At 65.7% G+C, this 22412-nt stretch carries 19 protein-coding genes; 11 read left to right on the plus strand and 8 right to left on the minus strand.

All coding sequences use genetic code 11. The features are described from left to right. The first annotated feature begins 133 nt into the window (after window positions 1-133). The gene (locus FHY55_RS16355; RefSeq protein ID WP_168223037.1) at window positions 134-703 is read left to right on the plus strand and encodes an EF-hand domain-containing protein; all 570 of its coding nucleotides are present in this window, start codon (window positions 134-136) and stop codon (window positions 701-703) included. Between the two features lie 171 nt (window positions 704-874). On the opposite strand, the gene FHY55_RS16360 is transcribed toward FHY55_RS16355, so the two are convergent. Next, complete coding sequence (locus FHY55_RS16360; RefSeq protein WP_140015201.1) at window positions 875-2953, minus strand: PAS domain S-box protein; 2079 nt, start codon at window positions 2951-2953, stop codon at window positions 875-877. A 236-nt stretch (window positions 2954-3189) separates the two neighbouring features. Between FHY55_RS16360 and deoC the strand changes: the two genes are divergently transcribed. The 4 genes from deoC to FHY55_RS16380 all read left to right on the plus strand — a co-directional run bounded on the left by deoC (window position 3190) and on the right by FHY55_RS16380 (window position 8091). Next, on the plus strand, window positions 3190-4221 hold the full coding sequence (gene deoC, locus FHY55_RS16365) for a deoxyribose-phosphate aldolase (protein WP_254695350.1): 1032 nt from the start codon (window positions 3190-3192) through the stop codon (window positions 4219-4221). A gap of 46 nt (window positions 4222-4267) precedes the next feature. Beyond that, window positions 4268-4648, plus strand: a complete 381-nt coding sequence (locus FHY55_RS16370; protein WP_140015202.1) for a hypothetical protein — start codon at window positions 4268-4270, stop codon at window positions 4646-4648. A gap of 37 nt (window positions 4649-4685) precedes the next feature. Continuing rightward, window positions 4686-7013 carry an aldehyde dehydrogenase family protein gene (locus tag FHY55_RS16375; protein WP_140015203.1) on the plus strand — a complete coding sequence of 776 codons (2328 nt, stop codon included), beginning with the start codon at window positions 4686-4688 and terminating at the stop codon, window positions 7011-7013. A gap of 250 nt (window positions 7014-7263) precedes the next feature. Next, the gene (locus FHY55_RS16380) at window positions 7264-8091 is read left to right on the plus strand and encodes an alpha/beta hydrolase (protein ID WP_140015204.1); all 828 of its coding nucleotides are present in this window, start codon (window positions 7264-7266) and stop codon (window positions 8089-8091) included. Window positions 8092-8124: 33 nt separating this feature from the next. Here the strand turns inward: FHY55_RS16380 and FHY55_RS16385 are convergent, their stop codons facing one another. Together FHY55_RS16385 and FHY55_RS16390 are read right to left on the minus strand one after the other, a co-directional pair. Beyond that, on the minus strand, window positions 8125-10281 hold the full coding sequence (locus tag FHY55_RS16385) for a caspase family protein (RefSeq protein ID WP_140015205.1): 2157 nt from the start codon (window positions 10279-10281) through the stop codon (window positions 8125-8127). Window positions 10282-10291: 10 nt separating this feature from the next. Next, window positions 10292-10921, minus strand: a complete 630-nt coding sequence (locus FHY55_RS16390) for a hypothetical protein (protein WP_140015206.1) — start codon at window positions 10919-10921, stop codon at window positions 10292-10294. A 173-nt stretch (window positions 10922-11094) separates the two neighbouring features. Between FHY55_RS16390 and FHY55_RS16395 the strand changes: the two genes are divergently transcribed. The 3 genes from FHY55_RS16395 to FHY55_RS16405 are packed head-to-tail and all read left to right on the plus strand — an operon-like array spanning window position 11095 to window position 14483. Next, window positions 11095-12384 carry a S1C family serine protease gene (locus FHY55_RS16395; protein WP_140015207.1) on the plus strand — a complete coding sequence of 430 codons (1290 nt, stop codon included), beginning with the start codon at window positions 11095-11097 and terminating at the stop codon, window positions 12382-12384. A 10-nt stretch (window positions 12385-12394) separates the two neighbouring features. Beyond that, window positions 12395-13117, plus strand: coding sequence for a response regulator transcription factor (locus tag FHY55_RS16400; protein ID WP_140015208.1), 723 nt, complete (start codon window positions 12395-12397; stop codon window positions 13115-13117). Window positions 13118-13124: 7 nt separating this feature from the next. Continuing rightward, a complete protein-coding gene (locus FHY55_RS16405; RefSeq protein ID WP_140015209.1) occupies window positions 13125-14483 on the plus strand; it encodes a HAMP domain-containing sensor histidine kinase in 1359 nt (452 codons plus the stop codon). A 6-nt stretch (window positions 14484-14489) separates the two neighbouring features. Here FHY55_RS16405 and meaB read toward each other — a convergent pair whose 3' ends face one another. Beyond that, the gene (gene meaB, locus FHY55_RS16410; protein ID WP_140016162.1) at window positions 14490-15464 is read right to left on the minus strand and encodes a methylmalonyl Co-A mutase-associated GTPase MeaB; all 975 of its coding nucleotides are present in this window, start codon (window positions 15462-15464) and stop codon (window positions 14490-14492) included. Between the two features lie 58 nt (window positions 15465-15522). On the opposite strand from meaB, the gene hrpB reads away from it, so the two are divergent. Together hrpB and truA are read left to right on the plus strand one after the other, a co-directional pair. Continuing rightward, window positions 15523-17961, plus strand: a complete 2439-nt coding sequence (gene hrpB / locus FHY55_RS16415; RefSeq protein ID WP_140015210.1) for an ATP-dependent helicase HrpB — start codon at window positions 15523-15525, stop codon at window positions 17959-17961. 35 nt (window positions 17962-17996) lie between these two features. Next, the gene (gene truA, locus FHY55_RS16420) at window positions 17997-18764 is read left to right on the plus strand and encodes a tRNA pseudouridine(38-40) synthase TruA (protein WP_140015211.1); all 768 of its coding nucleotides are present in this window, start codon (window positions 17997-17999) and stop codon (window positions 18762-18764) included. A gap of 25 nt (window positions 18765-18789) precedes the next feature. On the opposite strand, the gene FHY55_RS16425 is transcribed toward truA, so the two are convergent. The 4 genes from FHY55_RS16425 to FHY55_RS16440 all read right to left on the minus strand — a co-directional run bounded on the left by FHY55_RS16425 (window position 18790) and on the right by FHY55_RS16440 (window position 21355). Continuing rightward, a complete protein-coding gene (locus FHY55_RS16425; RefSeq protein ID WP_140015212.1) occupies window positions 18790-19272 on the minus strand; it encodes a lipocalin family protein in 483 nt (160 codons plus the stop codon). After that, window positions 19260-19868, minus strand: a complete 609-nt coding sequence (locus FHY55_RS16430; RefSeq protein WP_140015213.1) for a hypothetical protein — start codon at window positions 19866-19868, stop codon at window positions 19260-19262. Before FHY55_RS16430 ends, FHY55_RS16425 begins: the two co-directional genes overlap by 13 nt. Window positions 19869-19964: 96 nt before the next feature. Next, window positions 19965-21005 (minus strand): aldo/keto reductase, encoded by a 1041-nt coding sequence (locus tag FHY55_RS16435; RefSeq protein ID WP_140015214.1) that lies wholly within the window; start codon window positions 21003-21005, stop codon window positions 19965-19967. A gap of 80 nt (window positions 21006-21085) precedes the next feature. Continuing rightward, complete coding sequence (locus tag FHY55_RS16440) at window positions 21086-21355, minus strand: hypothetical protein (RefSeq protein WP_210410500.1); 270 nt, start codon at window positions 21353-21355, stop codon at window positions 21086-21088. A gap of 15 nt (window positions 21356-21370) precedes the next feature. Here FHY55_RS16440 and FHY55_RS16445 point away from each other — a divergent pair, with 15 nt between their 5' ends. Continuing rightward, on the plus strand, window positions 21371-22390 hold the full coding sequence (locus tag FHY55_RS16445; RefSeq protein WP_371706933.1) for an HAD-IIB family hydrolase: 1020 nt from the start codon (window positions 21371-21373) through the stop codon (window positions 22388-22390). Window positions 22391-22412: the final 22 nt, after the last annotated feature.

The raw sequence follows: 22412 nt of genomic DNA on the forward strand, positions 1-22412 counted from the left end.
TTGTCTGGCGCTTCTGTCATCCGGCCCGCGCCAGTTCATGCGTCAGTACATGCGCCGAGATTTCCGCGACGGAGTTTCTCGTCTCGCCCGTTATATGCATACATTCATATGTATCACACCAACGGAGACCATCATGTCCGCCCCCAAAACTTTCACCGCCCTCGCCCTGCTCCTCTCCCTCGCCGCGCCAACCTTCGCCCAGCCGGTCACCCCCGGTCTCCATTTCGTGGAAAACTGGGACGCCGACGGCGATGGCAAGGTGTCGCTCGCGGAAGCCGCCGAGAAGCGCGCCGACATCTTCACCATGTTCGATCAGGATGAAGACGACGCCCTGAGCCCGACGGAATATGACGCCTTCGACGAAACCCGTGCCGCCGACATGGAGGCAAATGCGGAGGCCCACGGCGGAGGGAATGGACCCGCGCAGGGGCCGGGTCGCGGCAAGGGCAAGGGTGTGGGCCAGGGCAAAGGCATGGGCCAGGGCCAAGGCCAAGCGATGGGCAATGGTTACGGCAACGGCCAAGGCGGCGGGGGCGTGCTGGGCGAATACGTCCGCTCGATGGACCGCACCGTTGCCGATGCAAACCGCGACGGCGTGGTCACCCGCGCGGAGTTCGAGGGGATTTCTGCCGATTGGTTTGCCCAGCGCGACCGTGACGGCGACGGCTTCATCACCGTAGCCGACTTCGGCCCAAGAGTCTGACGAACCGCCCCGCAGATGGCAGGCACCCGGTCGCCCCTGACCACCGGCAGACCGGGTTGCCACGCCTGGGCACAAAGCCCCCGGAACCCACTCCCGTGGGAGCATCGGCCTGCCGCGCCCGGTGCCCGCGCTATGGTGTCACCCTCGGCGCCGCGCTGCGAGCCCTCGCTGTCAGGCCTCGGCGGCGTGCAGGCGAGTCTCTTCCGGAACAGGCCCGCCCTGCCCGAACCGAAATTGTCTCGTGCTGCCCGAAAGCGTCTCGGCTTCGCGCTCCAGCGCCTGTGTGGCCGCGCTGGTTTCTTCGAACATCGCCGCGTTCTGCTGCGTGCCCTGATCCAGCTCGTTCACCGCCGAGTTGATCTCGTCGAGCCCCACCGACTGCTCCTTGGCCGAGGTCGCAAGGCTGGCCACCTTGGCGCGAATGTCCTGCACGTAGCCCGCGATCTGCTCCAGCGCGGTGCCGCTGTCGTCCACCAGCTTCACGCCGGCCTGAATCCGTTCGAAGGTGGAGGCCACCAGTTCGGCAATCTCGCGCGAGCTGTCCGAGGAGCGCAGCGCCAATTGCCGCACTTCCGAGGCCACCACCGCAAAGCCGCGCCCGCTTTCGCCCGCCCGCGCCGCCTCGACGCCCGCGTTCAGCGCCAGCAGGTTGGTCTGAAAGGCAATCTCGTCAATCACGCTGGTGATGTTTGAAACCTGCTCCGAACTGGCGGCGATTTCCTTCATCGCTTCAACAGCCTTGCGTGACATCTCAAGCCCGCTCGCCGTGCTTTCCTCGGCCGAGCGCGCGGTTTGCGCGGCGTCATCGGCATTGCCCGCCGCGCCGCGCACCGACGAGGTCATTTCGTCAAGCGCCGCCGCTGTCTCTTCCAGCGCGGCGGCCTGCTTTTCGGTGCGCATGCTGAGGTCGCGCGCAGCAGCCGAGATTTGCCCGGTTTCGGTCAAAATCGCATCGGCCCGCCCGGAGATCCCCGAAATCACATCCGACAGCGCCGCCAGCGACAGGTTGAACTCTTCCTTCAGGCGGCCAAACTCCTCGGGCACGTCAACATTGATGCTGATCCCCAGATCATGGCTCGCCAACCGAGAAACCGCATTCTGGAAGGCGCTGATCGCCACTTTCTGGGCGGTGATATCGGTGGCGAACTTCACCACCTTCGCAACCTTGTCGTCGGAGTCGAAGATCGGGTTGTAGCTCGCCTGAATCCACACCTCGCGCCCGCCCTTGGCAATCCGCTTGAACTGCGCCGCCTTGAAGGTGCCCGATGCGAGATCCTGCCAAAAGGCCTCATAAGCCGCGGTTTCCACCTCTTCGGGGTCCACGAACATGCTGTGGTGCTGTCCCACGATCTCTTCGGCGGTGTATCCCAGCGTCTTCAGGAAGTTGTCGTTCGCCTCCACCACCGTGCCATCGGGTTTAAACTCGATCACCGCCTGGCTTCGGCCCAGCGCGGCAAGTTGGCCCTGCGAATCTATCGCCCTCAGCCGCGTTTCGGTGATGTCGGCGGCAACCTTCACCACCTTCACCACCTGCCCTCGATTGTCGATGATCGGGTTGTAGGTGGCCTCAAGCCACATCTCGCGCCCGCCCTTCGCAAAGCGGCGAAACTTGCCAACCTTGGCCTCGCCCTTTGCCAGATCATCCCAGAACGTCTGGTATTCCGCCGTTTCGCGCATGTCTTCGCGCAGAAACATCCGGTGATGCTGGCCAACGATCTCGTCCAGCTCATAGCCCACCGCATCAAGGAAGTTCTGGTTGGCCGAGGCGATCGTGCCATCAGGCTCAAACTCGATCACCGCCTGGCTCTTGTCCAAGGCCACCAGCTTGCGTTGCGAGTCGATGGCCGCAAATTCCCGCTCCGAAACATCGGTGGCAAATTTCACAACCTTTTCAACCTCGCCCGCCGCATTGCGCACCGGCACATAGGCCGCCTCGATCCAGATATTTCGGTCACCCTTGGCAATGCGCGGGAAGACGGCAGTAAAGCTCTCGCCCCGGGCGAGGCGCTGCCAGAAAGCCTTGTAATCCTCGCTCGCCGCATAGCCGCGCTGCACGAACATGCGGTGATGCTGCCCCACAATCTCGCCGTGGCCATACCCGACGGCGGCGCAAAAATTTTCGTTCGCATCAAGGATCGTGCCGTCAGGAGAAAACCAGATCACCGCATAGGTGGCTTGAACCGCCTCGCCAAGAAGTACCATCGGGTCGCGCTCAACCTCCCGGCTGCGACCGAATCCTGCAAAGCCCATTTCGCGTCTCCATACTCACTTTGGCCGAAGGTGTCGCAGAACTGTGTTAAGGAAGTTTTGCCAGCGTCGGAGATTTGCGGCCTGCCCGATGCGCTGCCTCCCATCGAGCGCTGCCCGCCACCCGCCGCAGCGCGCCCAAAGCCCAACCTTGTGGCCGATTTGACCGTCTGGTAAAATTCACCCCGTTGCCAACACCCCCGCCCCATGCCACGCTTTGCGCCGAGGAGGCCCCGCCCGTGACCACCAAGACCGAAGCCAAAGCCGACACGGCCCACCTGCCCCAGCTCACCCTCGCCCGCAATCCGGGGCTGGAGCTGGATATGGACTGGGTCATGCGGGCGCAGGCCAACACCTCCGCCATCGAGCGCCGCGCGGTTACGCTTCCGGGCCGCCGCTCGGTCAAAAAGGCGTTTCAAGCCGCATGGCTCTGCAAGGCGATCACCCTGATCGACCTCACCACCCTGGCCGGGGATGACACCGTGGGCCGCGTCCGCCGCCTCTGCGCCAAGGCCCGCCAGCCGGTGCGCGCCGACCTGCTCAAGGCGCTCGGCATGGCACCCTCAAGTAGCGAAGCGGTAGGGCATGGAAAGGTGGGCATCACAACAGGCGCCGTCTGCGTTTATCACGACATGGTCCCAACCGCCGTCGAGGCCCTGCGCGGCAGCAACATCCCCGTCGCCGCCGTCTCCACCGGCTTCCCCGCCGGGCTCTCCCCCTTCCATCTCCGCCTCGCCGAGATCGAGGAGAGCGTGAAGGCCGGGGCCGAAGAGATCGACATCGTCATCTCCCGCCGCCACGTGCTCACCGGCAACTGGCAGGCGCTCTACGACGAGATGCGCGCCTTCCGCGCCGCCTGCGGCCCGGCCCACGTCAAGGCAATCCTCGCCACCGGCGAGCTGGGCACGCTGCAAAACGTCGCCCGCGCCTCGCTGGTCTGCATGATGGCCGGGGCCGACTTCATCAAAACCTCAACGGGTAAAGAAAACATCAACGCCACCCTGCCCGTCAGCCTCGTGATGATCCGCGCCATCCGCGACTATTTCGAAGCCACCGGCCACCGCGTCGGCTACAAGCCCGCAGGCGGCATCTCCAAGGCGAAAGACGCGCTGCTCTATCTGGCGCTGCTCAAGGACGAACTCGGCCCCCGCTGGGTCCAGCCCGACCTCTTCCGCTTCGGCGCCTCCTCCCTGCTGGGCGACATCGAGCGCCAACTCGAACACCACCTCACCGGCGCCTACTCGGCGTCCTACCGGCACGCGATGGGATGAGCCTCCCCCATCCTCCCCGGACAAACGCTGTGGACCCGAACCCGTAATGGACGACGCCCCTGCACCATCGCCTCTGACCCACGATCAGGCCATCGTGGCGCGGGAGTTTGACCACATGACCAAATGGGCCGAACGGGAATGGCCCTTGCATTGGAGGCTTGAAAACGAGTTGCGAGACCTCGCCATTTCGCTCGACATGTTCCTGACTTTCCACGCAACCAAACTGGCCGAAACGGGTAATCTGGCAGCTTATGATATCCACCCGACCTTCCTCCGCTTTGCCCTGCTCCGGGGTGTCCTGCAATCGGCCACCCACACGTCCTCCACACTGCGCGAGGCAGCCGGAATGAGCGTCCCGACGGAGACCAACGAGGATCTCTGCCGACAGCTCCGAGGATGCACCCAACGCCCAAAGGGAACCCCCTGACACGCCCGCGCGGCGCCGCAACGGAAAGACTCACGATATGAACGTCCCCGAAATCTTCGAAACCCTCGCCTACGGCCCCGCCCCCGAGTCCGCCTCGGAGGCCTCTGCATGGCTGGAAAAGCACAACCGCAAGTTCGGCCACTTCATCGACGGGGCCTTCACCAAGCCCGCCAAAGGCTTCCCAACGAAGAACCCCGCCACCGGCGACAAGCTGGCAACGATTACCCAAGGCACCGCCAAGGACGTTGAGAAGGCCGTCAAAGCCGCCCGCAAGGCCCAGCCCAAATGGGCCGCCCTCACCGGCCATGAGCGCGCCAAGTATCTCTACGCCCTCGCCCGCCTGCTGCAAAAGCACTCCCGCCTCTTCGCCGTGCTCGAAACGCTCGACAACGGCAAACCCATCCGCGAGTCCCGCGACATCGACGTGCCGCTCGCCCAGCGTCACTTCTACTACCACGCCGGCATGGCCCAACTGGCCCCGACCGAGCTGCCAGACCGCGCCCCCCTCGGCGTCGCTGGCCAGATCATCCCGTGGAACTTCCCGCTCCTGATGCTCGCCTGGAAGGTCGCGCCCGCGTTAGCGATGGGCAACACCGTGGTGCTGAAACCCGCCGAATACACCTCCCTCACCGCCCTCCTCTTCGCCGAAATCACGCAAGAGGCGGGCCTGCCGCCAGGCGTGCTCAACGTGGTCACTGGCGACGGCGCCACCGGCGAGGCCCTCGTGGCCGCGCCCGTCGACAAACTCGCCTTCACCGGCTCCACCGCCGTCGGCCGCCGCATCCGCGAGGCCACTGCAGGCCAGGGCATCCCCCTCACCCTCGAGCTGGGCGGCAAGAGCCCCTACATCGTCTTCGAAGACGCCGACATCGACTCCGCCGTCGAAGGCCTTGTCGATGCGATCTGGTTCAACCAGGGCCAGGTCTGCTGCGCTGGCTCGCGCCTTCTGGTGCAGGAGGGCATCGCCGACGCCTTCCACGCCAAGCTCAAGGCCCGGATGGACGGCCTGCGCATCGGAGACCCGCTCGACAAGTGCATCGACGTGGGCGCGGTCGTCGACCCGACCCAGCTGAAAACCATCACCGAGATGGTCGCCGCCAACACCGAGGGCGAAACCTACGTGGCGAGCACCGACCTCCCGGAAGGCTGCTTCTACCCGCCCACCCTCATCACCGGCCTCGCCCCCTCGGCGACGCTGATGCAGGAAGAGATCTTCGGCCCCGTCCTCGTCTCCTGCACCTTCCGCACCCCCGACGAGGCGATCCAACTCGCCAACAACACCCGCTACGGCCTCGCCGCAACCCTCTGGTCCGAAAACATAAACCTCGCCCTCCACGTCGCCCCCCAACTGGCGGCAGGCGTGGTCTGGATCAACGGCACCAACATGTTCGACGCCGCCGCAGGCTTCGGCGGGGTCCGCGAATCCGGCTTCGGTCGCGAGGGCGGATGGGAGGGCCTGCTGGCCTACTCCAAACCCGCCAAAGCCCCGAAAAAAGCCACCACGCCCACCGCCTCCACCGGCAACGGCGCCCCCGCCGACCCGCTCGACCGCACAGCGAAAATGTACATCGGCGGCAAGCAGGCCCGGCCAGACTCCGGCTATTCCACCGCCATCCACGGCCCCAAGGGCGATCTGCTCGGCCATGTCGGCACAGGCTCCCGCAAAGACATCCGCAACGCCGTCGAAGCCGCCGCCAAAGCCACCGGCTGGGCCAAATCCTCCGCCCACCTGCGCGCCCAAATCCTCTTCTACCTGGCCGAGAACCTCTCCGCCCGCAGCGCGGAATTCGCCAACCGGATCAAGGCCCTCACCGGCAAACCCGGCACCTCCGAGGTCGAGGCCGCAATCTCCCGCCTCTTCGCCTACGCCGCCTGGGCCGACAAGCTGGACGGCGCCGCCAAGCCCGTCCCCCTGCGCGGCACCGCGCTCGCCCTCAACGAGCCCTGCGGCGTGATCGGCGCGCTCTGCTCTCCCGCCCAGCCCCTCCTCGGTCTCGTCTCCGCCATCGGCCCCGCCATCGCGATGGGCAACCGCATCATCGCCTGCCCGTCTGAGCCCTTCCCGCTCATCGCCACCGATTTCTACCAACTGCTCGACACCTCCGATGTGCCCGGCGGTGTGGTCAACATCGTTACCGGCCCACACGCCGACCTCGCCAAAACCCTCGCCGAGCACATGGAAGTCGACAGCGTCTGGAACTTCTCCTCCCCAAGCCTCACCGCCGGGATCGAAAAGGCCAGCGCGGGCAACCTCAAACGCACCCTCTCGCTCTTCCCCGACTGGACAGACCCGGCCACCGAGGGGCGCGAAATGCTGGCAGCCGCCACCGAGATCAAAACCGTTTGGATCCCCTACGGCGTCTGACACCTCCCCCGCAAAAGTCATCCTCGGGCCCCGCCCCAACGTCATCCTCGGGCCCCGACCCGAGGATCTCCCCCCACACCAGCACCTCAAACATGCCGTGCGCCCCAAATCCGCAGCGTGCGGCCCGTTAACTTCTCGCCGTCTTGCAAAAACGCATAGGTATGGGATGTGCATGGGTTGTGCATCACTTGTGGCCCGTTAACCTCTGCGGGTTAACACCCTCCGCACCCCGCCATACAGGCATTTCCGCATGACCGACCCCACAGCCTTCGACAACGCCCCTTTTATCCCGGAGGGGGCCAGCTATCCCGACCGTTGGGCCGAAGCTGCGCGTGATTACCGCTCTGTCGAAACCGCCCTCGGCCGCGCCCGCCTGAATGAGCCATACGGGGCGCATCCCTCTGAGAAGTATGATCTTTTCTTCCCAGCCACGGCGCAGCCCAAGGGCACCGTGATCTTCATTCACGGCGGCTTCTGGCGTGCCTTCACCCGCAGCGACTGGTCTCACCTCGCCGCCGGAGCCACCGCCCGAGGCTGGGCCGTGGCGATGCCCTCCTATCCTCTCTGCCCCGAGGTGAGCGTGGCCCAAATCACCGTTTCAATGGCAAAGGCCGTCAATGCCATTGCCCTGAAAACAAAGGGAAATATTGCCATCACCGGCCATTCTGCAGGCGGCCATCTGGCCCTGCGCATGCTCGACCCGGCGCTCAACCTCGGCGCAGCCCGCGCTCGCATCACCCGCTGCCTGCCGATCTCCCCGCTGACAGACCTGCGCCCCCTGCGGGAGGTTCCGCTGAACGACACGCTGCAACTCACTGAAACCGAGGCAAAATCCGAAAGCCCCGCCTTTCAGCCCGCCCCGTTAACCCCAGTCCACACCGTGGTCGGCGCCGCCGAACGGCCCTCGTTCATCGCCCAGGCCCACGCATTGCAATGGCCCGGCGCAGAGGTCACCGAGCTGCCCGATCTCCATCATTTCAACGTGATAGACTTTCTTCTTGATCCCGAGCACAGCCTCACAAAATGGCTGACAGACGAAGGGGCCGAGCCGCCAAACAGGCCCAACCCCTCCGCTTGATACCGCAGCCTTCAGGGCTCGGATTGCCACCACTCAACCTTCACCCGGCACGGTATCAATCTCGAACTGCAGGATCACTGGCTCGGGGCCCTTCTTCTTGCCGCCGAGTGGGAGCGCAGCCCTTGTTTTCTGGCCAAAACCGGCCTCGTCGAGCAGCCCCTTGAAGCCCTCGGGCCCGGCGCTCACAGCCCTTGTGCGCACCAGCGGGTTCTGCTGAAGAAAACTCAAATCCTCCACGTCGCTCTGCTCTCCCGCAGGCGACAGGATCACCACGAGACGGTCACGGCCGAAAGATTCATCGGATATTAACGACAGGTCTTCATTGTAGATCCCGCCGGGCTGCATCCGTCCCTTGCCCATGAATGTAATCGAATAGTCGGCCCCGACATAGAGAACATTTATGTCCAAAGGCTGATCGGTGGTGTTTTCCACCCGCACGCCCACCGTGTCACCGGGGATCATCCGGGGCACGTTGCCGCTTTCCATCGGGGCGCGGCTCTCTTCAATGATGACGCCCGCATCGGCGTCAAACCGGGCGCGGTGCAGCTCCACCGGCACGTTCAGCCCGTTGCCCACACTGGCCGCGCCAATGCGCAGCACGTTGAGCGCCTTGCCAATATGGGCAAACTGTTCGGCCATAACCTCGGCCAGCGCCTCGCCGTCCTTGTCGCCGGTGGATACGCTGGGCACGGTTGAGAAGTTCAGCACCGGCGGTTGCCCCTCGGTTTGCGCGGAGCGATCCGCCACCGGCACCGCGCCGGAGCCATCAAGGATCCAGATCGCATCGGGGCGCGGGCTCTCGGGGATCACCGCCAGCCGAATGTCCGCCTCTTCCCCGGGCGCAACAAAGGTAAAGCGGCCACCAAGAAGTTGTTTTTCTGCAATGGCTCGCGCCGCAGCGCGCATCGCCTCCTGCGCCGCACCCTCGCCCTCCGGCAGGGCCACCCGCAGCGTCAGGTCCACACCCGCGTCGATCTTGCGCAGGAAGGCTCCCCGCGGCACATCCTCCAGCGTCTTGCCCTCTTCCAAAACCGCAGTCGCCCCAAAGGTGCTCGCGGTCTCAACTGTCACATAACCTATTGCGTCATCAGTAGAATCCGCCGGTGAAGCCATCACCGCCAGCCGCTCGCCCTTGGCCAGCCCATGCAGGCTCCCGGCCTTCAGCCGCAGCTTCGTCTCACCCTTCTCCACCGGCCATTGCCGCACATCCGCCGTCTCGCCGGAGCCAAACACAACCCCGTCCAGATCGCCCTCAAACAGCGGCGTCGAGCGAGCGAGGTTCTTCACCGAATACTTGCGCAGCACCTCCTGCCCAAGCTGGCGATAGGTGATCCCCGGACGTTCGGCCAATGTCTCGAAGAGCGTGTAGGTAAACACCCCCTGAAGCCGATCCTTGGTAGAGCGCGGCATCAGTTTTTCCGGTGTGGTTTCATTGGTTTGCGCCGCGAAGAAGGCCACAAAGCTGCCCTCCCCCTCCGCACGCTCCTCGCTCTCGGCAACCGGCGCATCTGCCCGGTCACGCGGGCTCTCCAGCCCCCGCGAGGCGCCCTCGGCATCCGTCATCGCCGCCTGCGGCACGCCCAGCGCCCCGGGCTCCAGCTTGCGCATCTTCTCCTCGTCCGCACCCGTTGGCGCGGCCCGTGTCACCGTGCCCGAGTGGCAGCTGTCAAACACCGCCCAAACGTCCACGCCCTTGGCCCGGAGCATCGCGATCAGCTCGCCAATCTCGTCATCGACCAGCGCGTTCTCAACCTCGCCCACCGAGTCATTCCACGGCCCGATGTCCACCGGCAGAAACAGCTCATCCAACCCGTCCAGCTCACTATCCGGGTCTTTGGCCGGCGCCTGCGAGCCGTGGCCGGAAAAGTGGAGATAGACAAAATCACCCGGCTGCACCTTCTCGGCCAGCTCCTTGAAGGCATCGCGGATCGCCTGCAGCGTCGGCGCCTGCTTGCCCTCGATCCCATCCGCCAGCACCATCACATCCTCGGCGTCAAACGGGATCGACTCATTGGTCAGCAGATAGGTCTGCACCAGATCAACGTCGTTCGCCGGGCCCTTGAGCCAAAATTTCTCATCCAGCGCCGGGTAGGTAGAGGCCCCGACCAGCAGCGCGTGGTTTTCCCGTGCAAGCGCCGGGAGAGCGGCCAGGGTGGCAACACCGGCAAGAAACAAAGCCTTGAGTTTCATCGGTAAATCCTCAGTTCGTCATCAGCGAATATTGGTCGGTGGCAGCGCCCTTGTTCTCGACAAGCACGGTAAATTCCCCGCTCTCTGCCGGGCGCCAGCCGCAATAGGCCACCTCCGAAGGGTCGGTATCGGCGCACACCAGCATCCCTGCGGCGTCATAGACATAAAGGTTCAGATCCGCCTCGCGCCCGCCCTCCACATAGACCTCGGCATATTTGCCTCCATCGAAGGGGAAGGGCTGGTAGGTGTCTGTCTTGTTCCCTTCCAGCCGCGAGATCGAATAGACCGGCCCGGTTGATACACCCTTGGTGGCGGTGGCACGAATATCCGCGATCACCGCGCGCATCGCCTCATCCTCACCTGCGGCCATTTCCGCGGCATCCAGCATCTCTTCCCAGCCCATCGGGCTGGCACCGGTCACGGCTTTGCCCGCGCTCCCGGCCCGTGCCACGGCCTCCAGCGGCACCGCTTTTCGCAGCTGGGCCGCGGCGGCCATCATCAACGGATCACGCCCCGCCCGGCCCGCCTCGAAGAGCGCGCGCGAGATCTCCATCGCGCGCAGTGGCGGCAGCTCGCCATCCGCCAGCACGGGGGCGGCAGAAAGCGCCAAGGACAGGGCCAGAAGGCTTGCACGCAACATCTATCGGGTCTCCAGCAAGAGCGTTGTTTTCGAGCCTCAGACTGCCCCGCCCGTGCCCCCCGATCAACTGCGCCGAGCTGAATTTCCCTTTCATGACCAGACTTGTCACGTGGCTTGGCGCAGGGCCGCTGCTAGCCATGGATCAAACGACACATGCCTGAAGGACCACCCAAATGCGCTCCCTCTTTCTCCCTTTCTTCCTCATCTTCATGGTCGCCCTGCCCGTTTCCGTCCGGGCCGGAGAGCTTGACCGCGCGATGGATGCCACGCTCATCGTCCGCTCCGCCGACGGGCACGAACGCTTCCTTGGTTCGGCCTTTCTGTGGCGCGATGGCACATGGGCGGTGACAAACGCCCATGTCGTTGGCCGCGCCCGCGAGGTCTATCTGGTCAGCGCCACGGGCGAGCGGCGAAAGGTGAAGGTGCTGGCCCGCGACGCGGTGCGCGATGTGGCCATTCTCGCGGTCGACGGCGCCTTCGGGCCGGGGCTGGAGCCTGCGCCTGCGCCCGCCAGCCTAGGCACGCAGGTCTATGCGCTCGGGGCGCCGCTTGGCATCGAGTTCACCCTGACACGGGGCGTCATCTCCGCCATGGCCCGCCAGGTTGAGGCAGCGGTGCCGATCCGGCTGGTGCAGCACGATGCGGCCGTCAATCCCGGCAGCTCGGGCGGCCCGCTGGTAAACGGCGCAGGGCAACTCCTTGGAATGAACAGCCAAATCGCCGATGGCTCCCGACATTACGTAGGCGTGGCCTATGCCATCTCCGCCTCGGATCTCGACCGCATCGTGCCGCAACTGGTGGCAGGCACCTTGAAAGAGATGCCCACCCTCGGCCTTCAGGTCCGCCCGATAGACTCGGCACTTGCCGAGGCACTGGGCGTGCCCGCCAAGGGGGTTCTGGTCGATAGCGTGGCCGAGGCCTCCCCGGCAGACCGGGCCGGCATCCGGGCCGGTGACGTGATTATCTCGGTCGCAGGGCGCGACGTTGCGCAGCCGGGCGATGTGGCCTTCGCGGTGGAAGCCGTGCTTGGCTCCGACGGGATCGCGGTGCACCTGCTGAGGGCTGGAGAGACCGTTCTGGCCACCATGCCGCTCGACCGTGCCGAGCACCTCGAAACCGCAGGCATAGATCGTGCCACCCTGCCCGCGGCCCGCCCCGCCTTCACCTTCTCCCGCCTTGGCGTGCGGCTCGCGGGGGCGGAGGTTACCTACATCTCTGAAAACTCGCCTGCCTATCTTGCGGGCCTCAGCCGGGGCGACGAGGTGCTCGCCGTCGATGGCAAACCCCTGAGCGAAATCGACGGCGGGCTCGCCGGGCTGCGGATCACCGAGCCGATGGTGCTTCTGGTACGCCACGCCGAGGGCCGCACCGAGCATATCTATCTGGACCCGTGGGACAAAACCCCACGCCTTCGCCCCGTCGGCGGTGGCAACGTGCTTGACCCCGACGTGGTGGTGCTCTGAGATGCTGACCATGGAACAGACCGCCCCGGAAACGACCGAAACCGAAACCACCCCGCGCATTCTCATCGTCGAGGATGACCGCGCCACAGCCGAAACCATCACCGAGGCCGTCGAGGCCTTGGGCTGCGAGCCGGTGGTGATGCGCGATTGGGAGAGCGGGCTGAAGGCGGCAGAGCTGGCCGACTTTGCCGTCATCGTGATGGACAGGATGCTGCCCGGCGGTGATGGGGTGGACGCGATTGCCAAGATGCGCGGGCGCGGCTCCAAGGCGCTGGTGCTCGTTGTCTCCGCGCTTGGCACCTCGGGCGCCAAGATCGAAGGGCTGGAGAAGGGGGCCGATGACTATCTGGCCAAACCCTTCGATGGCGACGAGTTGAAAGCCCGCCTGCGTGCGCTGCTGCGGCGCAACCAGATGGTGGTGCTCGACAATGACCTCATGGCCTTTGGCGATGTTGAAATAAGGCTCAAGGCCCGCACCGTTCACATTGGCCAAACCCACGTTGCGGTCAGCCCGAAAGAGTTTGAGTTGATTACCTTTTTCGCCCGCAATGCCGGAGAAACCGTTACCCGGATGCAGTTGCTCGAAAATGTCTGGAATCTGCACTTCGATCCGCAAACCAATGTGGTCGATGTCCACGTTGGCAGGCTGCGACGCAAACTTGAGGCGGCAGCCGGGCGCCCCGTTATCCTGACGGCGCGGGGCGAAGGCTACGTCTTTGCGCCCGAGGCCTGAGGCAAGCGTGCGGCGGCTTCGCGGCAAAGCCTCGCTGCGGCTGGCACTTGGGCTTTCGGCTCTGTTGATCCTGTTCTCGCTCGGCGCAATGGCTCTGCAATATCGGGCCACAGCCGCCGAACTGGACCGGCGCGAACGCAGCCTTCTGGCGGCCGATCTCGCTGGTCTTGCGGCGCTCTATGACCAACGCCGGATCATCGCGCTGCGTCAGGCGATGGAGTTCCGCTCCGCTGCCGCGCCGGAAACCGGGATGCTTTATCTGCTGGAGGGCAAGGACGGCACGCGGCTGGCGGGCAATATCGAGGCTCTGCCCGAAGGTGTAACCCCCATCCCCGGCGAGATAGACGCCACCGCCCCCGTAACCTTCACCCTCTCCGGCACGAATTACCTTGGCGTTGCCCGCGAATTGCGCGGGGGCTTCCCCATGCTCGTCGCCCGCTCCCGCGCGCCCACCGAGGCTGCACTGGCCGCGACCCGGGCACAGATTTTCGCCACCGCACTTGTGCTCATCGCCCTCTCGCTTGCCGCGGGCTGGCTGGCGTCCCGCTTCATCATGCGCCGGATCGACCGCCTCAATCGTCTCGCGGATCAGGTTGCAGCGGGCGATCTTTCGGCACGCCTTCCCGGCCCCCGCGCCGACGATGAGTTTGGCGCGCTGGAGCGGCATATTCACACCATGCTCGACCGGATCAGCCACCTCACCCGCGCCCACGGCCGCCTGTCCGATACCATCGCCCACGAGCTGCGCACGCCGCTCAACCGCATTCAGGGCAAGCTCGACAAGCTAGAGGGCGACCCGGAGGCCGTTGCCGCCGTCTCGTCAGAAATCAGGGGCACCGTGCGCATTTTCGACAGCCTGCTCGAAATCTCATCCGCCGAGGCCGCAAGCGGTGGCGGCACCGGGCTGGTGCCGGTGTCTCTCAGCAAGATCACCCGGGAGGTGGCAGAGCTTTATGAGCCGCTCGCCGAGGAGAAGGCGCTGGCCTATGGCGCGGTGATCGAGTCGGGCTGTCAGGTGCTGGGAGACCGCAACCTGATTGCGCAGCTGCTCTCCAACCTCGTCGACAATGCCATTAAGTTTTGCCGCGAGGGCGATGCGATCACCATATCGCTGGAGGAAACTGCAGAGCGGCACATCCTCAGCATCTCAGACACCGGGCCGGGCGTGCCCGCCGAAGAGCGCGAGGCGGTGTTCGAGCGGTTCGCCCGCGCCGAGCGTGATCGCGAGGTGGCAGGCCACGGGCTGGGGCTGGCGCTGGTGCGGGCCATCGCCACGCGGCATGGGGCCAAGCTGACGGTGCTGGAAGCCGAAAAGGGCTTCGCGATCCAGATCACCTTCCCGAAACTATACAACGACATCGGCTGAAGCGCGTCAGCCAAGCCGCGCCAGTATCTCCGATGCCGCCTCACCGGGGCTGCGCTCGCCCCCGGCCACGGCCTCACCCAGCTCCCGCATCCGCGCGGCCAGTGCCTTGTCATCCGTCAGCCGACGCAGCAGCCCGTGGCGCACCTCTTCCTCAAACCAGTGCCGCGCCTGCTCGGCCCGGGTGCGCGCCCATGCCCCCTGCTCCCGCCGCCACGCCACGAGGGCCTCCATCTCGCCCCAGGCTTCCTGCAGCCCGGTGCCCTCGACGGCAGAGACCAGCAGCGCCTTGGGAAATCCCTCCGGATCCTGCGGGCGCTTGCGCAGCAGCCGCAGAGCCCCGGCATAATCGGCACAGGTGCGGCGGGCGACGTCTCTCAAGGGGCCGTCCGCCTTGTTAACCAGCAGAATGTCGGCAATCTCCATGATCCCGCGCTTGACGCCCTGTAGCTCGTCGCCCCCAGCAGGCGCCAGCAGCAACAGGAAGAGGTCCACCATCCCGGCCACCATCGTCTCCGACTGGCCCACGCCCACCGTTTCTACCAGCACCACGTCAAACCCCGCGCCCTCGCAAAGCGCCACCGCCTCGCGGGAGCGGCGGGCCACGCCGCCGAGCTGGCTTTGGCTGGGCGAAGGGCGGATAAAGGCATCGGGATGGCGCGAAAGCTGCTCCATCCGGGTCTTGTCCCCCAAGATCGAGCCACCCGAACGGGCCGAAGACGGGTCCACCGCCAGCACCGCCACCTTCAGCCCGCGCTCCACCAGAAACAGGCCAAAGGCTTCGATAAAGGTGCTCTTGCCAACGCCGGGAGTGCCGGAAAGGCCGATCCGAAGCGCCTGCCGCCCGCCCTGCCCCACCTCGGCCACCAGCTCTGCCGCCGCCTCGCGATGATCGGCCCGCGCGCTTTCCACCAGCGTGATCGCCCGGGCCAGCGCCCGCCGCTCGCCTGCCTTCACCCGCTCTGCCAGATCGCCGATGTCCACGCCGCCTCCCTCTCGTTTTGCCATGGTTTGCCCCGGCGCGGCGGGCTATGTCCAGCCCATGCAGAAGGTTGACGACCCCTTTGCCCTGCAGCTGCCGATAGAAGAAGCGCTGCCCGATCTGCTGGACGCCCTGCGGACAAACGGCATGGCCGTGCTTCAGGCACCGCCCGGCGCAGGCAAAACCACCGGCGTGCCCGTGGCCCTCTGGGAGGCGGGCATGGCGGAGGCTGGCCGGATCCTGATGCTGGAGCCCCGTCGCCTTGCCGCCCGCGGCGCAGCCGAGCGGCTGGCGCAGACCCTTGGCACAAAGCTGGGCGAGGGCGTGGGCTACCGGATGCGCGGCGAGGCCAAGGTGAGCCGCGCCACCCGCATCGAGGTAGTTACAGAGGGCATTCTCACCCGGATGATCCAGTCCGACCCAGAGCTTTCGGGCGTGTCCACGGTGATCTTCGACGAATTTCACGAACGCTCCCTGCAGGCCGACCTCGGCCTTGCGCTGGCGCTGGAAGCCCGCGAGGCGCTGCGGCCCGATCTGCAACTTCTCGTCATGTCGGCCACGCTCGACGCCGCGCCCGTGGCCGCACTGATGGGCGATGCGCCGGTGATCACAAGCCAGGGCCGCAGCTTTCCGGTTGAGGAGCACTGGGCCGATGCCCCGCTGCCTGCGGGCGCCCGGCTGGAAGGCCCGATGGCCGAGCTGATCGCACGCGCCATGGGCGAAACCACGGGCGACATGCTGGCCTTCCTGCCCGGCGAGGGCGAAATCCGCCGCCTCACCTCCGCGCTCCGCCTGCCCGAAACGGTGGCGGTGATGCCGCTCTACGGTGCCCTGCCATTTGCCGAGCAACGCGCGGTTATGCAGCCTCTGCGGCCGGGCGGGCCGCAAACCCGCAAGCTCGTGCTCGCAACCTCCATTGCCGAAACATCCCTGACCATTCCCGGCATTCGCACGGTGGTCGACTCCGGCCGCGCGCGACGCGCCAAGTTCGACCCCGGCACCGGCATGTCGCGGCTTGTGACCGAGCCGGTGAGCCGCGCCGAGGCCACCCAGCGAGCGGGCCGCGCGGGGCGGGTCGAAGAGGGGCGGGTCTATCGCCTCTGGACAAAGGGCGGCCACGGCGCGCTGCCCGCCTTTCCGCCCGCCGAAATCGAGGCCGCAGACCTCACCGGGCTGGCGCTTGAGCTGGCCCTCTGGGGCGGTGGCGATGGCTTGCAGTTTCTGACCCCGCCGCCCGAGGGGGCCATGGCCTCGGCAGAGCGCTTGCTGGAAGACCTTGGCGCGCTGTCGGGTGGCCGGATCACCGCCCATGGCAAGGCGCTCTCCGCCCTGCCCGTTCATCCCCGCCTCGGCCATATGCTCGCCCTCGCAGGCCCCGCCGCCGCGCCGCTCGCCGCCCTGCTCAACGAGCGCGACCCAATGCGCAGTGCGGGCGCCGATCTCTCCAAGCGTCTGAGAGCGTTGCAAAACCCCGGTTCCGCGCCAGATGCCGCGCGGGGCGCGTTGAAACGCATCTCGCAGGAGGCCAAGCGCCTTGCCCGGCTTGCAGGCCCCGCCTCTGATCTCTCAGATGCCCAAGCCCTCGCCCTCGCCTACCCCGACCGCATCGGCCTGCGCCGCCCCGGCGATGCACCGCGCTTTCTGCTCTCGGGCGGACGGGGGGCGCAACTTTGGGCCGAGGATGATCTGGCCGGCCAACGCCTCATTGTGGTGGCCGATATCGAGGGCGAGGGGCGCGATGCCCGCATCCGCCTCGCCCTGCCGATCAGCGAAAGTGAGCTGCGTGACACGCCCGGCATCACGCCCGAATGGCAAGACGTGGCCGAGTGGTCGAAGCGCGAGCGCCGGGTGGTGGCGCGGAGGCAGGAGCGGCTGGGCGCGCTGGTGCTGGATGACCGGCACTGGAAGGACGCCCCCGATGAGTCCCTCGCCGCCGCCGCGCTCGACGGGGTGCGCGACCTCGGGCTGCCGATCAGCGCCAAGGCCCACCGCCTGCTGGCCCGCATTGCGCTCCTGCCCGAACTGCCCGACTGCTCCGAAGAGGCCCTGCTTGCCGAAGCTGAAGATTGGCTGCTGCCCTACCTCGGCCCAATCCGCACCGCCGCCGATATCGCCGCATTCGACATTACAGAACCGCTCAAAGCCCGCATTGGATGGGATGGGATGCAAAGGCTGGGCCGCGCCGCGCCGCCCAGTTTCACCACGCCGCTCGGGCGGGCCATTCCAATTGACTACTCCGGCGAGGCCCCCGAAATCTCGCTGCGCCTGCAAGAGATGTTCGGCCAAACCACCCACCCGACCGTGGCGGGACAGCCCCTGCGCGTCACTCTTCTCTCTCCCGCAGGCCGCCCGGTGCAAACCACCATGGATATCCCCGGCTTCTGGTCCACCTCCTATGCCGATGTACGCAAAGACATGCGGGGCCGTTACCCCAAGCACCCATGGCCCGAAGACCCAACAGTGGCCGATCCCACCCTGCGGGCCAAACCGCGCAAATGATTGCGTGCAGCCGCACACCGCCGTAAACCGCCGCAATGCCCCGCTACGCTCTGAAAATCGAATATAACGGCGCCCCCTTCTCGGGGTGGCAGCGACAGGCCGCGCTGGCCTCGGTTCAGGGCGCTGTGGAGGCGGCGCTCGCCAAGCTGGAGCCGGGGCCGCATACGATTGCCGCAGCAGGGCGCACCGATACCGGCGTGCACGCGCTTGGGCAGGTCGCCCATTGCGATATGGAGCGAGAGTGGCAGCCCTTTCGGCTTTCCGAAGCTCTGAACTACCACCTCAAGCCCGATCCGGTGTGCGTGGTGGCCTGCGCCCGGGTGGCGGACGACTGGCACGCGCGGTTCTCGGCTGAGGCCCGGCACTACCTCTTTCGCCTCGTGGTGCGCCGCGCCCCGCTCACCCATGACGCGGGGTTGGCGTGGCGGGTGATGCAACCGCTGAACCTGTCTGCAATGCGGGCCGGGGCCGCGCACCTGCTTGGGCAGCATGATTTTACCACCTTTCGGGCCTCGGAATGTCAGGCAAAATCACCTGTCAAAACCCTCGACCAACTCGACATCGAAGAGCTATCCTATCCCGGTGGACGCGAGTTTCGATTTTCGCTTTCGGCCCGCAGCTTTTTGCACAATCAGGTGCGCAGCTTCGTCGGCACATTGGAGCGGGTTGGCGCGGGAGCATGGGCCCCGGAAGATGTGAAATCCGCGCTTGAGGCAAAAGATAGAGCTGCCTGCGGCCCCGTCTGCCCGCCCTACGGGCTCTACCTTCGCAGCGTCGATTACCCTCAAGACCCTTTCACCTAGGTCATCGCCCCGCGCCGGGCCCCTGTTACAGTCTTGAAGGCTTCAGCCGCGCCACATCATACCCGGCCCACCGCAGAATTTCCTCTGCCGCCTTGCGCCGATCTGCGCCGATCTCGCCCCGGTCAAGCACTGCGGCGAATTCGCCCGATGGGGTGCCAATAACCAGCGTGCGATAATCCGCATCCACCCAAAGCACCCACCACGGTTGCGCCAATGCGCCATCAAGCCCCTTCGGCGCGAGCCGCCCCGGCCCGGCGGGCACCAGCTGCGCCGTGCCTGCACCGCTCACCATCTTCACCCCCCCGCCATCGGGGGTAAAACCGGCGCGGCAGATCAGGCAGGCGCCATCCTCGCGGAAGGAGGCCACCTCGCGCCACTCCCCACCCTGCAACCGGGCGACATCAAACAGCGCGATAGAGCTGATGGGGGCCGTGGTATCGCGGTAGGCTTGGGGCGCAGGCGCGGCCATGCAGCCCGCCAGCAAAAGCGCCGGGATCACTCGGTGCATATTTTCACCACCCGGCCACTTTCCAGCGCATCATAGCAGCCAAAGAGCGGGGTCGCCGGGGCGCAGGTGCGGGACTTGGCAAAGCACAGCCCTTCGCAATCCGAGCTGTCGTCGCAGCTTTTGTTGGCATCGCGCGTCGGTCGGACACAGGTGAAGGTGCCGCCCTCGCCCCGCTGCACAAATCGGCCCTTCGTCTTGGTGCATTGCGCCGCCTGCCCGGTCAGCGCAGCGGGCACGGGCGGTGGCTCGGGAGCCTGATAGATCTCGTCAGGGAGTTCCGGTGCCGAAGGTTTTTCCTCAGCAGCTTCGGCCTTCGCTTCATCGGCCTGCGGCAGCAGATCGTCATCCGCATCGGGCGTGCGCGCCGGGGCTGGAGGCTCCAGATCCGGCGAGCGCGGGGCGGCGGAGTTGGCCGCCTTTGCGGCTTTCGCAGCCTCGCTGCCCGGGCGCGGCTTGGGGCGCGGGTCGTCCGGCCCGGCCTTGGCGTCCTCGGCGCTGCTCTCGGAGGATGCGCCAGATCCGCCCGGCAGCTGACAGCCGCCGAGCGCCAAGCAAAGCGCCAGCCCCATCGCGCCAATCCACACCTTTCGCACCACGCAAAGTCTCCTCACATCTCGCCGGGAGACTGCCAGATATGCGCTGAAAGTCCAGCACGAACCGCTAGATATGGGGTGCTGACGTCAAAGTGATCCTCAATACGGCAGGGGATGGGCCCGGTATATCTCGGCAATCCCCTCGCGCAGCGCCTCGGTGAGCGTAAACTCCGTGCCGGCAAGGATGTGCTGCAACTGCGCCATCGTCGTTGCGCCAAAGATCACCGACCCCATGAAGGGCCGCTCTGCCGCCCAAGCCAACGCCATATGCACCGGGTCCACACCATGCTCTCGCGCCAAGGCCACATAGGCGTCGGTCGCGGCTTCGGCCCGCGCGGTGATCCGCCCGCCCAGATCGCCGTTGATCGACGCGCGGCTGCCTTCGGGCCGTGCACCGCCCTCGTATTTGCCAGTGAGCAACCCAGCTGCCAGCGGCGAATAAGCCAGCAGCGATACCTCTTCCTGATGCGACATCTCGGCCATATCGGTGTCATACATCCGGCAAAGCAGGCTGTATTCGTTCTGCACCGTTTCCATCCGGGGGCCGCCAAGCTCTGCGGCCAACTGGTTCCAGCGGGTCATGCCCCATGCACTCTCGTTCGACGTGCCGAAGTGGCGCACCTTGCCCGCCTCGCGCAGACGGCCCATCTCGGCCATGACCTCTTCCATATTGGCACGGGTGGCGGCGCGGTCCTGCTGCTCTGGGGCGAAAGACCAATGCTGGCGGAAGTGATAGGAGCCACGCTGGGGCCAGTGAAGTTGGTAGAGATCAATCACATCGACCTGAAGCCTCCGCAGCGAGCTATCGACCGCCTCACGCAGGGTCGCAGCTGTAATACCCTTCTCGTCGCGCGCCAGCTTGCTCGGCCCCACGATCTTGGTGGCAATCACCACGTCGCTCCCGCGGCCCGACTTTGCCACCCAATTGCCGATGATCTCCTCGGTGCGCCCGACCGTCTCGGCCTTCGCCGGGTTCACCGGATACATCTCGGCGGTGTCGAGAAAGTTCAGCCCCGCCTCCAGTGCCGCATCAATCTGGGCATGGCCCTCCGCCTCGGAGGTCTGGTTGCCGAAGGTCATCGTGCCGAGGCACCAGATCGGCACCTCAAGGTCGCTCTTGCCGAGCCTTTGCATTTTCATCTGAAGATCGTCCCTTGCCGTCTGAAGTCGCCGTGCACCCTAGTGCCCTTGGACGGAGGGGCAAGCCAGAACCTTGGCGTTCAGGAGCCGGTTTCGACGGGCTTGATCGGCGTATCCTGCACGTTGGTGTCGCACAGCGGGCGGGCGCGGAGAGGCCATACGTAGGTTAGCCATATCACGGCAAGGCCAAGCAGGTTTCCGGCGCAATAGGCGGGGATCAGCCAAAGCCAGTGGGGTGAGGCAAAGTGCGAAACAAGGCCTACGGTTCCAAAGCCGAACACCAGAAGGATGGCTAGGTTGAGGAACTGCACTTCGAACTCCCAGTCAAATGATGGCGCAAAACTTTGCATGGCTCTCACTAACACTTGGTTACGGCAGGGCGGGCTTCGGGTACCTTATTGACTGAAATTACTGAGAAACTAGGCAATCCTACGACGCTTTTTTGTATTCCCAAAGGCTTCTATCCGCCGCGCCGCAGCGAGAAATACGCCGTTCAGGGGCACAAAACCGCATCTCACCTTGGCCCTCGCAGCTGTGGCCAAGACCAAAAGAACCCGGTAGGCTCAAAGCAGATGTCCAACGAATCCGACACCTTGCGTCACCGCCTGATCGTCTTTTCCGACTTGGACGGCACCCTTCTCGATCATGAAACCTACAGCTTTTCTGCAGCGCAGAGCGCATTGCAGGCGCTGAAGAGAAAAAACGTGGCATTGGTGCTGGCAAGCAGCAAAACCTCGCATGAGATGCAATCGCTGGCACAAGATTTGCCGCCTGACGTGCCCGCTCTGATTGTAGAGAACGGCGCAGGCGTGGTTTGGCGCGGGCAGGATGCCGCGCCCAGCACCCGACATGCGGCACTGATGGAGGCGTTGAACGCCCTGCCCCCCGCGCTTCGGAACGGTTTTGAAGGCTTCACCGATTGGGGGCCGGAAGGTGTGGCGCGTGAAACCGGGCTGCCGCCCGAGCAAGCCGCCTTGGCCGCCCAGCGCGAGTATTCCGAGCCGGGCCTTTGGCGCGGCGACGCCGCGCAACGCGAGGCGTTTGTTGCGGCCCTCGCCGAGGCGGGCATCACCGCGCGTCAGGGGGGGCGCTACCTGACCCTCTCCTTTGGCGCCGACAAGGCCGACAGAATGCGCGAGGTGGTCGACAAGATCGCGCCGCAGGCCACTGTGATGGCGCTTGGCGATGCGCCAAACGACATCGGGATGCTGGAGGCCGCCGATACGGGCATCATCATCGCCAACCCACATGGCCCAGGAATTGATACACTGCCGGGCGAATCCAGCGGTAAAATCCGACGCACCACAGTTTCCGGCCCCACGGGATGGAACGAAGCAGTGCTTGAAATGATTGACAAGATGGCCACTCACAGGCCGCGGGACTGACCGCACAGAAGACCAGAGCAAA

It is taken from the genome of Oceanicola sp. D3, from assembly GCF_006351965.1.
Classification (GTDB): Bacteria; Pseudomonadota; Alphaproteobacteria; order Rhodobacterales; family Rhodobacteraceae; genus Vannielia.

Bases quoted from the DNA above. Each gene is read 5' to 3' on its own strand.
- FHY55_RS16375 (WP_140015203.1), top strand. From the start codon at position 4,686: ATGAACGTCCCCGAAATCTTCGAAACCCTCGCCTACGGCCCCGCCCCC.
- FHY55_RS16355 (WP_168223037.1), top strand. From the start codon at position 134: ATGTCCGCCCCCAAAACTTTCACCGCCCTCGCCCTGCTCCTCTCCCTC.
- FHY55_RS16380 (WP_140015204.1), top strand. From the start codon at position 7,264: ATGACCGACCCCACAGCCTTCGACAACGCCCCTTTTATCCCGGAGGGG.
- FHY55_RS16425 (WP_140015212.1), bottom strand. From the start codon at position 19,272: ATGCACCGAGTGATCCCGGCGCTTTTGCTGGCGGGCTGCATGGCCGCG.
- FHY55_RS16370 (WP_140015202.1), top strand. From the start codon at position 4,268: ATGGACGACGCCCCTGCACCATCGCCTCTGACCCACGATCAGGCCATC.
- FHY55_RS16385 (WP_140015205.1), bottom strand. From the start codon at position 10,281: ATGAAACTCAAGGCTTTGTTTCTTGCCGGTGTTGCCACCCTGGCCGCT.
- truA (WP_140015211.1), top strand. From the start codon at position 17,997: ATGCCCCGCTACGCTCTGAAAATCGAATATAACGGCGCCCCCTTCTCG.
- FHY55_RS16360 (WP_140015201.1), bottom strand. From the start codon at position 2,953: ATGGGCTTTGCAGGATTCGGTCGCAGCCGGGAGGTTGAGCGCGACCCG.
- hrpB (WP_140015210.1), top strand. From the start codon at position 15,523: ATGCAGAAGGTTGACGACCCCTTTGCCCTGCAGCTGCCGATAGAAGAA.
- FHY55_RS16395 (WP_140015207.1), top strand. From the start codon at position 11,095: ATGCGCTCCCTCTTTCTCCCTTTCTTCCTCATCTTCATGGTCGCCCTG.
- FHY55_RS16435 (WP_140015214.1), bottom strand. From the start codon at position 21,005: ATGAAAATGCAAAGGCTCGGCAAGAGCGACCTTGAGGTGCCGATCTGG.
- FHY55_RS16440 (WP_210410500.1), bottom strand. From the start codon at position 21,355: ATGCAAAGTTTTGCGCCATCATTTGACTGGGAGTTCGAAGTGCAGTTC.
- FHY55_RS16390 (WP_140015206.1), bottom strand. From the start codon at position 10,921: ATGTTGCGTGCAAGCCTTCTGGCCCTGTCCTTGGCGCTTTCTGCCGCC.
- FHY55_RS16400 (WP_140015208.1), top strand. From the start codon at position 12,395: ATGGAACAGACCGCCCCGGAAACGACCGAAACCGAAACCACCCCGCGC.